Source organism: Acrocarpospora corrugata, from assembly GCF_009687845.1.
GTDB classification, from domain to species: Bacteria; Actinomycetota; Actinomycetes; order Streptosporangiales; family Streptosporangiaceae; genus Acrocarpospora; species Acrocarpospora corrugata.
In genome coordinates, this window is record NZ_BLAD01000046.1 from 159,114 (window position 1) to 174,142 (window position 15,029).

Genomic DNA, 15,029 nt, shown 5'->3' on the forward strand with positions numbered 1-15,029 from the left:
CACCTGTAACAGGCGGAGTATGGACAATTACCGAATTGGCGAAAGTACTCAGACGTGAGCCCCCGGACCCGGCCGGGGGCTCAGATCAGCCTCAGATCAGCCTCGGTTCAGAGGCCGAGGATCTTGCGCAGGAACAGCCCGGTGTGGCTGGCGTCGATGAGCGCGACGTCCTCCGGGGTGCCGGTCGCGACCACCTGGCCGCCCCGCGAACCGCCCTCAGGGCCCATGTCGATCACCCAGTCGGCGGTCTTGATGACGTCCAGGTTGTGCTCGATGACGATGACCGTGTTGCCGTTGTCGACCAGCCGGTTGAGCACCCCCAGCAGGCGGCGGATGTCCTCGAAGTGCAGGCCGGTGGTCGGCTCGTCCAGGACGTAGATGGTCCGGCCGGTGGACCTGCGCTGGAGTTCGGAGGCGAGCTTGACCCGCTGCGCCTCGCCGCCGGACAGCGTGGTGGCGGGCTGGCCCAGGCGCACGTAGCCGAGGCCGACCGCGTGCAGGGTGTCCAGGTGGCGGTGGATGGCCGGGATGGCCTCAAAGAAGCCCCTGGCCTCCTCGATCGGCATGTCCAGCACCTCGGCGATGGTCTTGCCCTTGTAGTGGACCTCCAGGGTCTCCCGGTTGTAGCGGGCGCCGTGGCAGACCTCGCACGGCACGTACACATCGGGGAGGAAGTTCATCTCGATCTTGATGGTGCCGTCGCCGGAGCACGCCTCGCAGCGGCCGCCCTTGACGTTGAAGCTGAACCTGCCCGGCTGGTAGCCGCGGATCTTCGCCTCGGTGGTCTGCGCGAACAGCTTCCTGACGTGGTCGAACACGCCGGTGTAGGTGGCCGGGTTGGACCGGGGGGTGCGCCCGATGGCGGACTGGTCGACGTGCACGACCTTGTCCAGCAGGTCCATGCCCACCACCCGGGCGTGCCGCCCCGGCACGGTCCTGGCGTTGTGCAGTTCCTTGGCCAGCGCGTTGTAGAGGATGTCGTTGACCAGCGTCGACTTGCCGGAGCCCGACACGCCGGTCACGGCCGTGAACACGCCGAGCGGGAACTCCACGTCCACGCCGGTCAGGTTGTGCTCGCGGGCGCCCTTCACGGTCAGCTGCCGCTTGCGGTCACGCTTGCGGCGCTTGGCGGGGACCTCGATCGAACGCCGCCCCGACAGATAGGCCCCCGTCAGCGATTCTTCGCTGGCCAGCAGCTCGTCCACGGTTCCGGACACGACGACCTGGCCGCCGTGCTCGCCGGCCCCGGGGCCGATGTCGACCACCCAGTCGGCGGCGGCGATGGTGTCCTCGTCGTGCTCGACCACGATCAGCGTGTTGCCCATGTCGCGGAGCCTGACCAGGGTCTCCAGCAGTCGCTGATTGTCCCGCTGGTGTAGGCCGATGGACGGTTCGTCCAGGACGTACAGCACGCCTACCAAGCCGGAGCCGATTTGGGTGGCCAGTCGGATGCGCTGCGCCTCGCCGCCGGCGAGGGTGCCTGCCGCCCGGTTCAGGGTCAGATAGTCGAGCCCGACGTCCAGCAGGAAGCCCAGCCGGGCGTTGATCTCCTTGACCACCCGTTCGGCGATCTGCATGTCGCGCTCGGAGAGCTTGAACCCGCTCAGGAAGCGCGCGCACTCGCCGATCGACAGAGAGGACACATCGGCGATCGAGGAGCCGCCCACGGTGACGGCCAGCGACACCGGCTTGAGGCGCTTGCCGTGGCAGGCCGGGCAGGGCACCTCCCGCATGTAGCCTTCGTACTTCTCCCTGGCGGCGTCACTCTCCGACTCTGCGTGCCGACGCTGCACCCAGGTGATCGCGCCCTCGAAGTTGGTGTAGTACGAGCGCTCCCGGCCGTAACGGTTGCTGTAGCGGATGTGGACCTGCTCGTCGTGGCCGTACAGCAAGGATTTCTGGGCCTGCTTGGAGAGGCGGTCCCAGCGGGTTTCCAGGTCGAAGCCGAGGGCCTTGCCGAGGCCCTCCATCAGCTTCTCGAAGTAGTCGCTGGTGTGGCCGCCGGACCAGACCGAGATCGCGCCGTCGCCGAGGGTGCGCTCCGGGTCCGGCACGACGAGTTCGGGGTCGACCTCCATCCGGGTGCCGAGGCCGGTGCACTCCGGGCAGGCGCCGAACGGGGAGTTGAACGAGAACGAGCGGGGTTCCAGCTCCTCGAACGACAGGTCGTCGTAGGGGCAGTAGAGGTGCTCGGAGTAGAAGCGCTCCCGGTTGGGGTCCTCCGCCTCCAGGTCGACGAACTCGAGGGTGATGGTGCCGCCGGAGAGCTGGAGGGCGGTCTCCACCGAGTCGGTGAGCCGCCGCCGGGCGGTGTCCTTGACCGCGAGCCGGTCGACGATCACCTCGATGTCGTGCTTCTCATACTTCTTGAGGGTGGGCGGCTCCTCCAGCCGGACGATCGTGCCGTCCACCCGGGCCCGCGCGAAGCCCTTGGTGGTGAGCTCGCGGAACAGCTCCGCGTACTCCCCCTTGCGGCCGCGGATGACCGGGGCGAGCACCTGGAAGCGGGTGCCCTCCTCCAGTTCGAGGACCCGGTCGACGATCTGCTGCGGGGTCTGCCTGGCGATCGTCCGCCCGCACTGCGGGCAGTGCGGCTTGCCGATCCTGGCCCAGAGCAGGCGCAGATAGTCGTACACCTCGGTGATCGTGCCGACCGTGGAGCGGGGGTTGCGGCTGGTGGACTTCTGGTCGATCGAGACGGCCGGGGAGAGCCCCTCGATGAAGTCCACGTCGGGCTTGTCCATCTGGCCGAGGAACTGGCGCGCGTAGGCGGACAGCGACTCCACGTAACGCCGCTGCCCCTCGGCGAAGATGGTGTCGAAGGCCAGGCTGGACTTGCCGGAGCCGGACAGCCCGGTGAAGACGATCAGAGCGTCCCGCGGCAGATCCAGCGAGACGTCCTTCAAGTTGTGTTCACGTGCGCCACGCACGATAAGGCGGTCAGCCACGGCGATCCCGAGAGTCGATTTCGTCAAGAGGAGGTGCACGGGGCAGGCTACCCAGACCCACTGACATTTTCGCGAGGTCCGGCCACACGGGCCGAAGACCTGTCCACGTCCAGCGTAAATGCAGCGTCAAACCCCCGCAGGACATTCCCCCGGTACGGCCTCCGCCGCCCCGATCAGCGAAGATGGGGGCCATGTCTCTCCTCGACAGGTACCAGTCCGAACTGTCCGCCGCGACCGCCCGCCTGCTGACCACGGTGGCCGCTCTCACCGACGCCGACATCCAGGAGCCGTCCCGGCTGCCGGGCTGGACCCGGGGTCACGTCATCACCCATGTCGCCCGCAGCGGCGACAGCCTGATCAATCTGCTCACCTCGGCCCGCACCGGCCTGGTCATCCCGCAGTACCCCAGCATGGCCGTCCGGGACGCCGACATCGAGGCGGGCGCCGGCCGCCCGGCCAAGGAGCAGTTCGCCGACCTGGACGAGTCCGCCGCCCGGTTCCTGGCCGCCACCCGGGAGCTGAGCGCGGGCGACTGGACGGTCCGGGTCACCGGGAACCGCCCGCCCGACCACCCGGCCTGGTATCTGCTGATGCGCCGGCTGCGCGAGGTGGAGATCCACCACGGCGACCTGGGCCTCGGCTACGACTGGGCCGACTGGCCCGAGCAGTATGTGGTGTGGGACTTCCACGACACCATGCGCATGTGGAAGCCCGGCTCAGGCCCGCTCAGTGAGGTCGTCGTGGTCGAGGGCGACGCCCCCGGCGAGACGTGGACCGGGCTGGGCGAGGGCGTCCGGGTCGAGGGGACCCGGCGTGACCTGCTCGCCTGGCTGGCCGGGCGGACCAGCGGCGACCGGCTGAACGCGGACGGGCCGCTGCCCAGCCCGCCGGGGTGGCCGTTCCAGTCGGCCCCCGAGGGCCTGCCTTCGGAGATCCCGGACAGCTGGCCGCCGGTGATCTGATCGGTAGCGTAGGCCGTACCGATATCTGAGGAGTGTCATGAGCTATACGGGAGAGGTGGCCAAGGGCGGCCCCGCCGACGTGCGGGAGCTGGCCGGGCTGACCATCGCCAAGATCGAGGTCGGGGATTTCGGGAACAACGCCTACCTGCTGCGCTGCACCGAGACCGGGGACGGCCTGCTGATCGACGCTGCCGCCGAGGCCGACCGGCTGCTGGAACTCATCGGCGACGTGCCGATCAGCTCGATCGTCACCACCCACCAGCACCAGGACCACTGGCTGGCGCTGGCCGAGGTGGCCAAGGCGACCGGCGCGACCCCCATCGCGCACGCGCAGGACGCGCCCGCGCTGCCGGTCCGCTCCCGCGAAGTGGAGCACGGGGACCGGATCGCGCTCGGCGTGCTCAGCCTGGAGGTGGTGCACCTGCGCGGGCACACGCCCGGCTCGATCGCGATCCACTACCCGGGGCACGTCTTCACCGGCGACTCGCTGTTCCCCGGCGGCGTGGGCAACACCCAGAAGGACCCGGAGCGTTTCGACCAGCTGTACGCCGACGTGGTGGAGCGGATCTTCGACCGGTATCCGGACGAGACCTGGGTCTACCCGGGCCACGGCAAGGACACCACGCTCGGCGCCGAGCGCCCGGCGCTGCCGGAGTGGCGCGCCCGCGGCTGGTAGCCGCGGGCGGGGAATGGGGTCCGGCCCGATACGGACCCCATTCCCTCAGATGGAGCTGCGCTCCTTGCGCTGGGAGCGCTTGAACATCAGCACCCGCAGCGGGATGGCCGACACGATGGCGATCTGCATGATCGCGCCGACCTGGATGAGCTCGTCGCCCCCGGCCAGGCCGGCGGCCCAGATGGTCAGGCAGGCGACGTTGATCATCATCCAGCCGAGCACCACGGCCGCCAGGTTGCCCTTCGGCTTGGGGTACTCGACCCGGCTGACCATCAGCCAGGCCACCGCGAAGATGCCGCCGATCGTCCACACCGTCGGCTGGAACAGCAGCACGATCGACACCACGGTCATCGCGCCCATCGGGATCGGCAACCCCATGAAGTCGCCGCTCTTGGTCTTCACGCAGGCGAATCTGGCCAGCCGGATGACCCCGGCCAGCAGCACCGAGGCCGCCGCCGCGAGCACCAGCCAGAGGGGCAGCCGTTCGGCGAAACCACCCCAGATGACCACCATGAAGGCGGGCGCGAAGCCGAAGCTGATCACGTCGGCCAGGTTGTCGAGTTCAGCGCCCATCGCGGACGCGCGGAACCGGCGGGCCACCAGGCCGTCGAACAGGTCGCAGGTGGCGCCGATCAGGAGCAGCACCACGGCGGTGCCGAAGAAGCGGGGGTCCGGCTCGAACTTGCCGTCCGACTTGAGCTGGTCGATCGCCGAGTAGGCGAGCACCACCACGGACAGGAAGCCGGACAGGGCGTTGCCGAGCGAGAGCGAGTCGGCGGCGGAGAGCCGGAACGCCTTGCCCACCGGGCCGCGGGGTTCCTCGGGCTCCTCGATCGCCTCGATCGGGCCGTCGATGGGGGCCTCGATGGACCAGCCCCCCGTGCCTCTCGCCCCGAGATCAGGCGCGGTCAATGCGGGTCACCCCAGCCACCGTCTTGTCGCCCACGGTGACCGCGGGCCGGATCCCCTCCGGCAGGTAGAGGTCGACCCGGGAGCCGAGCCGGATGAGCCCGACCCGCTCCCCCTGGGCGACCTTGGTCCCGGCCGGGACGTAGGGGATGATCCGGCGCGCCACCGCGCCCGCGATCTGCACCATCTCGATGTCGCCGAGCGGGGTGTCGAAGTGCCACACCACCCGCTCGTTCTTGTCGCTGTCCTTGTTGAAGGCCGGCGTGAACCCGCCGGAGACGTGCTCGACCGAGGTCACCGTGCCCGCGGCCGGGGCCCGGTTGACGTGCACGTCGACCGGGCTCATGAAGATCGCCACCCGGGTCCTGCCGTCCTCCCAGGGGTCGATGCTCTGCACCACGCCGTCGGCGGGCGAGAGCAGCCGGCCGAAGCCGGGCGTACGCTCCGGGTCGCGGAAGAACCAGAGCATGCCGCCGGTGAGCGCGGCCAGCGGCACCGCCGCGAACGCCCACTTGGCGGATCTCCGGGAGAGGACGGCTGTGACGGCCGCCGCCGCGGCGGTCGGAGCCAGCCACGGGGACACCCCGCGCGCCAGCCGTACCTGCGCGCGAGGACTAACAGAATCGTTCGACACTGGGAGCCTTTGTACTCTTTTGCGACTAGGGACCGTAATGTGACTTAACTACCTATGTTACCGATCCCACCGTCTTTACACGGCCACAACGAGACAAGCAAAGCGCCTTGCCGGTCGATGCGCTAGTGCTGCTCCGCTTCGGCGGGTGCGGCGAGGGCGTCCTTGCGGGACTTCATCAGGCTCAGCACGGTGGTCACGACCATGGTCACGATGATGACACCCAGCGAGACCGAAATGGGAATCTCCGGGGCCCACGAGACCGTGTCATGCGCGGCTTCCAGGACGAGCTTGGCTCCGATGAAGGCGAGAATGAACGCGAGACCGTAGCTGAGGTACACCAGTCGCTGCAGCAGTCCGCCCAGCAGGAAGTAGAGCTGACGCAGGCCCATCAGGGCGAAGGCGTTGGCGGTGAAGACGATGAAGGCGTCCTGGGTGAGGCCGAAGATCGCGGGGATGGAGTCGAGCGCGAAGAGCAGGTCGGTGGTGCCGATCGCGATCATCACGATGAGCATCGGGGTGACCATGCGCTTGCCGTCGATCTTGACGATCGTCTTGTGCCCGACGAAGTCCGGGGTGGTGCGGAACCAGCGGCGGGCCGCCCGCAGCAGGATGTTCTCCGCGAAGTCGTCCTCGTGCTTGCCGTGGTCGCGGATCAGGGTGTACGCCGTGTAGACCAGGAAGATGCCGAAGACGTAGAACAGCCAGTGGAACTCGTTCAGGGCGGCGGCGCCGATGGCGATGAAGATGCCGCGCATCACCAGCGCGATCAGGATGCCGATGAGCAGCACCCGGTGCTGGTACTCCTTCGGCACCGCGAACCGCGACATGATGATGAAGAAGATGAACAGGTTGTCGACGCTGAGGCTGTATTCCGTCAGATAGCCCGCGAAGAACTCACCGGACTTGGTGGGTCCGGCGAAGATCAGCAACCCGATGCCGAAGAGCACGGCCAAGGCCACGTAGAAGCCGACCCAGAAGCCCGCTTGGCGGAGCGAGAACTCTTTCGCCTCGCCGCGGTCCACGATCCACAGGTCGAAGGCGAGGATGACCAGCAGGCCGACGATGACGGCGGCCCAACCCCAGGCAGGAATGTTCACAGCGATAAACCCCTCCGGCGCGCGCGACAGTACACACTGCCGGAGGTCTCTCCCGCCCGCCGGACACCTACTGAGACTTGTCCGGGCAGACCAACGGCCCCGGGCTCTAAAGCCGTGATGACGGGACCGTCACGAAGGGATACTCCCCCCCAACGGCTTCAGTATAGAGATCCCACCGAACCTGACCTAACGTTGGGGCCCTGTTCTTCGTGGAACCACCCTGACCAACCCTTTACTCAGGGCTTTCATTCCCGGATCCCGGCATAGACCCGGAGCACGGCCTGGACCGCGTCCGCCTCGGTGGGCAGGTTCCGCCCGCGCTCGGCCGCCGCCGCCCGGAGCTTCCCGGCCAGGCCCGGCTCGCCGAGGATCCGCCCGACCGCGTCCCGGATGGCCGCGCCGTCCCCCGGGGGCACCAGCAGAGCCGCGTCTCCGACCATGTCCGGAATGCCGCCCACGCGGGTCGACACGATCGGGACGCCCGCCCGGAGCGCCTCGTGGACCGACAGCGGCTGCCCCTCCCAGCGACTCGGCACCACGAAGACGGCCGCGGCGCGCAGCAGATCCCCCACGTCCCCGCGATTGCCCAGCAGGCGGACCGGCAGGCTCTCCGCCGCGATCCGCTCTTCCAGTTCCGCCCGCAGCGGCCCTTCTCCGGCGACCACGAACAGCACCTTCTCCGGGTACGGCCCGGCCGCCGCAGAAAGCAGCACCTCCAGGCCCTTCTGCTGGGCCAGCCGGGCCACGGTCAGCACGACGGCCCCCTCGCCCAGCTCCCGCCGGACCTCTTCGGGCGAGCGTCCGCCGCCGCCCAACTCCGGCGCGGGCACGACGGCCGCGCCCACCCGGCGGGCCCCGAGTTCCCGCATCCGCTCGCCCAGATCGGGCGAGACCGCCAGAACCCGGTCGGCCCGCCGGGCGACCACCCGCTCCAGGACCCCGTAGACGGCTCCCACGGCTCCCCCGGCGGTCAGGGCGTTGTGCAGGGTGACGACCAGCCCCGGCGGGCCGGCGAGGGCGGCGAGGGCGCCGGCGCGGAGGCCGTGCGCGTGGACGACGTCGGCGTCGCGGGTCAGGCGGCGGAGCTCGCGGACGGTACGGAGGTCGTTGAGCGGATGCGGGCGGTCGGAGAAGGACAGGGCGGCGAAGGCCGCCCCGGTCCCGGTGAAGCCGAAGTCGGCCTGGGTGGCGGGCGGGCCCGCCACCAGGACGTCGTGGCCCGCGCCGGTGAGCCCCCCGGCGAGGGTCCGCACATGCCTGGCGACGCCGCCGGAGCTGGTGCCCAGGACCAGGACGATCCTCATCGCGGGGTGCCCTTTCTGCTGAGGAGGGTCCGGAGGTCGCCCCGGTCGATGGCGGCGGCGACGAGAGTTCCCGCGGCCAGCGCGACGAGCCCGGCGACCGCCGTTTCCAGGACGCTCGGCCACAGCGGCCGCGGGCCGAACAGGGCGACGACGGCGGATCCGGCCAGGTAGGCGGTGCCGCCGCCCAGTACGGCGGCCAGTCCGGCCCGGGGGACGCCGATGAGCGCCGCCGGGCCGTACGCCCGGCGTACCGAGAGCAGCAGGAGCAGACCGGCCACGCTCATGCCGGCCGCCTGCCCGAGGGCGAGGCCGCCGAGCTTCCACGGCTGCGGGAACGCCAGCGAGAAGGCGGTCTGGGCGGCGATGACGATCAGCCAGCCGGTCACCAGGTCGCGGGCGGCGGGGCGGCCGTGGCCGTCGGCGTACAGGACCCGGCTGAGGTGGGCGGTCAGGCCGTAGCCGAGCAGGCCGGGGGCGAACAGGGCGATGGCGCGGGCGAACTCGGGGACCGTGACGGCGGTCTCGGCCTGCCGGAGGAAGACGGAGGCGATGGGGGTGGCGGTGGCGGCGAGGGTGCCGGCGGCCAGGCCGGAGACGAGCAGGACGACCCGGGTGGTGCGGGCGGCCAGGGCGGTGAACCCGGCCCGGTCGCCGCTCTCGGCCCGCGCGGACAGGACGGGGAAGGCGCTGGTCGCGATGGGGACGGCGAGGACCGCGTAAGGGACGAGGTAGATCGCCCAGGCGTAGTTGTACGCGGCGATCTGCCCGGATCCGGCCTGGTTGGCGAGTTTCACCACGACGGCCATCGCGACCTGCTGGGCCAGCAGCGCGCTCAGCCCGGCCAGCGCCAGCGTCCTGACCTGGGCGGCCACTCCGGCGGGGAAGCGAAGGGTGGGCCGCCAGCGGAGCCTCAGCCGGGCGGCAGGGCCGAGCACGGTGACGACGAGGGCGACCACGCCGAGGGTGGTGCCGGCCGAGAGGGCCAGTTCGGCCGCTTCCGGCACCGCGCCGGGCTGGGTCTGGTGCTCGCTGAGCGGGACGAACAGCAGATAGGCGACGATGACCACCAGGCTGGACAGCAGCGGGGCCAGCGCCGGCCCGGCGAAGCGGCGGTGCGCCTGGAGGACGCCGTAGAGGACGACGGCGACGCCGTACAGGGCGATCTGCGGGGCGAAGACGACCAGCATCCGGGTCGCGGTCGCGATCACCGCCGCCGGGTCGCAGCTCGCCAGGTCGCCGACGAAGAAACTCACGACCGGACCGGCCAGCAGGGCGGTGAGCAGGCTCAGCGGGATCAGCAGGACCAGCACCCAGGTGAGCAGCGCCGAGGCGATCCGGCTCACCTCGTCGGCGGCCCCGCGCCCGGCGGCGCCGGCCAGCACGGGCACGACCATGCCCGCCAGCGCGCCGCCCACCACGATCTCGAAGATCAGGTTCGGGATCTGGTTGGCCGTGTAGTACGCGGTGGACAGGCACGCCGTGCCGACCGTGCGCGCGAAGACGAGCTGCTTGCCGAACCCGGTGACGCGGCCCAGGATCGTGATGACCCCGATGAGGAGCGCGGCCCCGGCCACCCCCTGCCCGAGGCGTGTGATCATGCGGTCATCGGGGAACCGGCCGCCGGCCCAGCAGGTCGATCCGGTTCAGCACCGGGTTCCCGGCGATGACCTTGGTGAAGCTGACCTTCTCCGAGGCGGCCGTCAGCCCGACCACGACCCCGAGCACGCCCAGCCTGGCCGGGCGGCCGAGCCGGGCCGAGGCGGCCAGTCCCAGCAGCGCGCCCATCGCGTTGGCTCCGGCGTCGCCCAGCATCGCCCGCTCGGCCAGGTCCTCGGGCAGCAGCGCCAGGGCGGCCCCCAGCGGGACGGCGGCGAGGGCGGCGGCGGCCGGGCGGGAGCCGTACAGCGAGGCGGCGAGCAGCGGGGCACCGGTGAGCAGGCCCACCTTGATCGCCCGTCCCGGGCGCAGGTCGAAGAGGTTCGCCAGGTTGGCGCCGCCCGCGATGATCGCCCCGTTGACGAGGACGTCGGCGCGGGAGCCGCCGGCCAGGGCGGCGGAGGTCAGGCCGACCGCGCCGATCCCGGCGATCTTCACGGCGCCGCTGGTGACCTCGCCGCGGGCCAGCGCGGTCAGATGGCCCTTGAAGCCCTTCGAGGCCGTGCTGCCGTAGATGTCGTCGTATCCGCCCAGCACGCCGCTGCCGACGCCCGCCAGCACGGCGGCCGCGCGGGCGCGCGGCGGAAGGCCGGGGGTGAGCGCGGCGGCCAGGCCGGCGGCGGCCACGTAGGCGGGGCCTTCGAGGAGGGTGATCGGCTCACCCCGGTGGTTGGTGCGGGTCCACGTCTTCTCCTCGCCGACCGGGGGACGGCGGCGGAAGACGGAATAGGCGGCGCGGGCCGCGACGGCCCCGATCGCGACGCCGGATATGGCGGCCAGCCAGGAGCGATTGCCCACAGCGCGAGTCCTAACGGTTGGAGGTCAGCCGCCCGTAGCCACCGGGCTGGGGCTGGCGCTGGGGGTCGGCGCGAAGGCCGTCGCCCCGCTGCCGATCCCGTACGCCCCGGAACGGCCTGCGTGCTGCTCCCGCAGAGCGTAGACGAGCGCGACCCGGCCCGAGGGCAGATCGAGTGTGTCGACGGTGGACACCTGCGAGGCTTCGTCCCCCGAGTCGAGCACCGCCGCGATGACCCCACCGGTCCCTGACGCGGTGGCCGTCCCGGCGACCACGGTGCCGAGCGAGCCGTTGTCCAGCGCCCCCGCCACCGCCACGATCGCGCCGTTCTGCGCGTCCGCGTCGTCCCCCTCGTACGGCGTGGCCGGCGCCACCACGACGGCCAGCGTCGCCCGCTTGGACGGATCGTCCGACATCGCGATGAACCCGCCCTCCTGGAACACCTGGAGCACCGCCGAGGTGGCCGTGTTCACCGTGCCCGCCGACAGCGGCGTGTTCGTCACCAGCGCGCTCGCCAGCACCTGCCCCGCCTTGTCGTACGGCGTAGCCCCCTCGGCGAACACCGTCCCGATCGGCGACAGCTGCGCGGCCAGCCCGTCCAGCACCCCGGTCTGCTCCGCCGAGAGGAACTTGTCGGTCAGCGTGATCCGCCCGGTGTAGGTCCCCCCGGCCCGCTCGATCACTTCCCGCACCTGGTCCCGCAGCCCGCTCGGCGCGCCGGGGGCCTCCACCACCAGCACATGCTCCCCGGCGAGGTTCCCCTGGACCAGCTCGGGGGTGGCGTCGGACACGAACGCGTTGTTGCCGTCCTCCCGGGCCTGCAGCGCCGCGATCTGGTCGCGCTGGTCCTGGTTCATCTTCTTGATGCTCTCCGCGGTCGCCTGCGTCGAGCGGATGATCGGGTTCTGCAGGACGGTGCTGCCCAGCACGATGCCCACCGTCAGCGCCAGGAAGATGGCGACGATGGAGACGAGGTGATACCGAAAATCGATCACGAGAAGAGTCCGACCACCCAGAAGATGAAGCCGTTCCACGTGTCCTGCAGCCCGTCCAGCCAGATCTTGCCGACCGGCGCGACGAACAGCACCACCCCGATGGTGACCAGCGTGGTGGCGACGAGAAGCAGCAGGGACGCGGTGGAGATGCGGCTGCGATAGAGCCTGCTGACGCCCTTGGCGTCGATGAGCTTGCTGCCCAGCCGGAGCCGGGTGAGAAACGTGCTGGCCATGCCGGCCCGGCCCTTGTCCAGGAACTCGATCAGGGTGGCGTGGGTGCCGACGGCGACGATCAGCGAGGCGCTCTTCTCGTCGGCCAGCAGCATCGCGATGTCCTCGCTGGTGGCCGCCGCCGGGAACAGCACCGCGTCGTGACCCAGCTTGTGGACCCGCTCCAAGCCGGGCGCCCGCCCGTCCCGGTAGGCGTGCACGACCAGTTCGGCCCCACAGGTGATCGCCCGGTCCGTGACCGAGTCGAAGTCACCGACGATCACGTCCGGCTTGTATCCCGCTTCGAGCAGCGCGTCCGCACCGCCGTCCACGCCGACCATGATCGGCCGATACTCCCTGATGTACGGCCGGAGCGCCGCCAGATCCTCCTTGTAGTGGTACCCCCGGACCACGATGAGCACATGCCGCCCGTCCATGACCGTCTCGATGTCGGGCACGCCGACGCCGTCGATGAGCAGGTCCCGCTCGCGCCGGACATACTCCATCGTGTTCACGGTGAACGCCTCGATCTGGACCGAGAGCCCGGCGCGGGCCTCGGTCATGGCGGCCTCGACGGAGTCGGTCGTGCCGATCTCGCCCTTGCCCGCGGGCTCCTCGCCGAGATAGACGACGCCGTCGTGCACCCGGACCAGGTCGCCGTCGCGCACCACGTCGAACAGCTCGGGGCTGGCGTTGTCGACGAGCGCGACGCCCGCCTCCAGCAGGATCTGCGGCCCGAGATTGGGGTAGCGGCCGCTGATGCTGCTGGCCACGTTCACCACGGCCGCGGCACCGCATGCCACCAACGCCTCCGCGCTCACCCGGTCGACGTCAACGTGATCGATAATCGCGATCTCCCCGGCCTTGAGGCGCTTGGTCAGCCTCTTGGTCCGCCGGTCGATTCTCGCCACTGCCGTCACCCCGGGAAGGTCGTTGACCTTCCTGCGGCGGAGGCCCGGAACCTTCACGCTCGGGACCTTCATCGTGACCATCCTGCCAGAGCGAACGACCATGACGGCCCGACACCCCGGCACGTGACAGGTTTGTCACAACCGGCGGGCCGGGAAACGGGCAGGTGCACCGGGTCAGACGACCGCTTTCGCCGCGTCTGCCAGCGAGAGGAGCTCCTCCGCGTGCGCCCTGCCCAGTTCGGAATCCTCCAAACCGGCGAGCATCCGGGACAGCTCACGGGCGCGGCCCTCCCGGTCCAGCGCGACCACGCCGCTGCGGACCACGCTGCCGTCGCCGGCCTTCTCCACCACCAGGTGCTGGTCGGCGAAGGCGGCCACCTGCGGCAGGTGGGTGACCACGATGACCTGGGCGGTCCTGGCCAGCTTGGCCAGGCGGCGGCCGATCTCCACGGCCGCCTTGCCGCCGACGCCCGCGTCCACCTCGTCGAAGACGAACGTCGGGACCGGGTCGGCGCCGGCGAAGACCACTTCGATGGCCAGCATGACGCGGCTGAGCTCGCCGCCGGAGGCGCCCTTGCCGAGCGGGAGCGGCGGGGCGGCCGGGTGGGCGGCCATCCGGAGCTCCACCTCGTCCACGCCCTGCGGCCCGAACTCCGCGCTCCGGGTGATCTCGACGCTGACCCGGGCGTGCGGCATCGCGAGCGCGGTCAGCTCCCCGGTCACCGCCTCGCCGAAACGTTCGGCCGTGCCGGCCCGGATCCTGGTCAGCTCCCCCGCCTGCTCGGTCAGCCGTTCGGTGAGCTCGTCGTGCTCCCGGGTCAGCTCCTCGATCCGGTCGTCGTCGCCCTCCAGCTCGGTGAGCCTGGCCGCAGACCTGCGGGCCCAGTCGAGCACTCCGGCCACGTCCACACCGTACTTCCGGACCAGGCCGGTCAGCGTGGACCTGCGGTCCTGGACGGCCGACAGCCGGGCCGGGTCGGCCTCCACCGATTCGGCGTAGGCGGCCAGCTCGGTGGCCACGTCGTTGATCAGGTAGCCGGCCTCGGCCAGCCGGTCGGCCAGGCCGCCGAGCACCGGGTCGAACTCGCGGACCGACTCGACCACCGCGCGCGCGGTGCCGACCAGCGACCCCGCGTCCTGGACGGCCTCGGGGCCGGACATCGGGTCGCCGAGCAGCGCGGTGTGCGCGGTGGTGGCGGCGCCGCGGAGCGCGTCGGCGTGCGAGAGCCGCTCGGCCTCCTCCTTCAGCTCCGCGTCCTCCCCCGCCCTCGGCTCCGCCTTCTCGATCTCGGCCAGCCCGAACCGCAGCACGTCGGCCTCCTGGGCGCGTTCCCGCGCCCGGGTGGTCAGCTCGGCCAGCAGCTCGCCGACCTGCTTGTGCCGCTTGTAAGACTGTTCGTACGCCCTGAGTGGCTTGAGGAGTTCGTCGCCCGCATACCGGTCCAGCGCGGCCCGCTGCTTGCCGGGATGGAGCAGCCGCTGCTGATCCATCTGCCCGTGCACGGCCACCAGATCCTCGGCCAGATACGTGAGCGTCCCGACCGGGACGGTCCGCCCGCCGAGCCAGGCCCGGGAGCGGCCTTCGGCGGAGACGGTGCGGGAGATGATGAGCTCGCCGTCCTCGACCTCGCCGCCGATGTCCAGCACCTGCTGGGCCGCCCGGCCCGCCGGGTCCACCCGCAGGGTGCCCTCCACGGTCGTCTTGTCGGCCCCCGGGCGCACCCGCGCCGGGTCGGCCCGGCCGCCGAACAGCAGCCCCAGGCCGGTCACCACCATGGTCTTGCCTGCGCCCGTCTCACCTGTGACAACGGTGAATCCCGGTGACAGCTCCAGGACGGCTTCGTCAATGACGCCAAGCCCCTGGATCCGGACCTCCTCGACCCTCGGTCGCACTGGTCCCTCCCGTTCAGCTGCGATGTCGGTTGAGATCC

The 15,029-nt window shown here is 70.9% G+C and carries 12 protein-coding genes; 2 read left to right on the forward strand and 10 right to left on the reverse strand.

Translation table 11 applies throughout. From position 1 onward, the window contains the following. Nucleotides 1-107 precede the first annotated feature (107 nt). Nucleotides 108-2,948 (reverse strand): excinuclease ABC subunit UvrA, encoded by a 2,841-nt coding sequence (gene uvrA / locus Acor_RS14165; RefSeq protein ID WP_155337085.1) that lies wholly within the window; start codon nt 2,946-2,948, stop codon nt 108-110. Between the two features lie 191 nt (nt 2,949-3,139). Between uvrA and Acor_RS14170 the strand changes: the two genes are divergently transcribed. After that, nucleotides 3,140-3,910, forward strand: coding sequence for a maleylpyruvate isomerase family mycothiol-dependent enzyme (locus Acor_RS14170; protein ID WP_170316924.1), 771 nt, complete (start codon nt 3,140-3,142; stop codon nt 3,908-3,910). Between the two features lie 37 nt (nt 3,911-3,947). Continuing rightward, complete coding sequence (locus tag Acor_RS14175; RefSeq protein ID WP_155337087.1) at nt 3,948-4,586, forward strand: MBL fold metallo-hydrolase; 639 nt, start codon at nt 3,948-3,950, stop codon at nt 4,584-4,586. 45 nt (nt 4,587-4,631) lie between these two features. Here the strand turns inward: Acor_RS14175 and pssA are convergent, their stop codons facing one another. The 9 genes from pssA to recN form a co-directional block, all read right to left on the reverse strand. Then, nucleotides 4,632-5,498, reverse strand: a complete 867-nt coding sequence (pssA, locus tag Acor_RS14180; protein ID WP_246238641.1) for a CDP-diacylglycerol--serine O-phosphatidyltransferase — start codon at nt 5,496-5,498, stop codon at nt 4,632-4,634. Next, nucleotides 5,485-6,129, reverse strand: a complete 645-nt coding sequence (locus Acor_RS14185; protein ID WP_174876144.1) for a phosphatidylserine decarboxylase — start codon at nt 6,127-6,129, stop codon at nt 5,485-5,487. The genes pssA and Acor_RS14185 overlap by 14 nt, the downstream gene beginning before the upstream one ends. A gap of 122 nt (nt 6,130-6,251) precedes the next feature. Further along, nucleotides 6,252-7,226, reverse strand: a complete 975-nt coding sequence (locus tag Acor_RS14190) for a TerC family protein (protein WP_155337089.1) — start codon at nt 7,224-7,226, stop codon at nt 6,252-6,254. Between the two features lie 245 nt (nt 7,227-7,471). Next, complete coding sequence (locus Acor_RS14195) at nt 7,472-8,530, reverse strand: glycosyltransferase family 4 protein (RefSeq protein ID WP_155337090.1); 1,059 nt, start codon at nt 8,528-8,530, stop codon at nt 7,472-7,474. Further along, nucleotides 8,527-10,128, reverse strand: a complete 1,602-nt coding sequence (murJ, locus tag Acor_RS14200; RefSeq protein WP_155337091.1) for a murein biosynthesis integral membrane protein MurJ — start codon at nt 10,126-10,128, stop codon at nt 8,527-8,529. The genes Acor_RS14195 and murJ overlap by 4 nt, the downstream gene beginning before the upstream one ends. A gap of 4 nt (nt 10,129-10,132) precedes the next feature. Further along, the gene (locus tag Acor_RS14205) at nt 10,133-10,984 is read right to left on the reverse strand and encodes a hypothetical protein (RefSeq protein WP_155337092.1); all 852 of its coding nucleotides are present in this window, start codon (nt 10,982-10,984) and stop codon (nt 10,133-10,135) included. Between the two features lie 24 nt (nt 10,985-11,008). Continuing rightward, a complete protein-coding gene (locus Acor_RS14210) occupies nt 11,009-11,977 on the reverse strand; it encodes a copper transporter (protein WP_155337093.1) in 969 nt (322 codons plus the stop codon). After that, nucleotides 11,974-13,170 (reverse strand): putative cytokinetic ring protein SteA, encoded by a 1,197-nt coding sequence (steA, locus tag Acor_RS14215; RefSeq protein WP_155337094.1) that lies wholly within the window; start codon nt 13,168-13,170, stop codon nt 11,974-11,976. The genes Acor_RS14210 and steA overlap by 4 nt, the downstream gene beginning before the upstream one ends. A gap of 102 nt (nt 13,171-13,272) precedes the next feature. Then, nucleotides 13,273-14,991, reverse strand: coding sequence for a DNA repair protein RecN (gene recN / locus Acor_RS14220; RefSeq protein WP_155337095.1), 1,719 nt, complete (start codon nt 14,989-14,991; stop codon nt 13,273-13,275). Nucleotides 14,992-15,029: the final 38 nt, after the last annotated feature.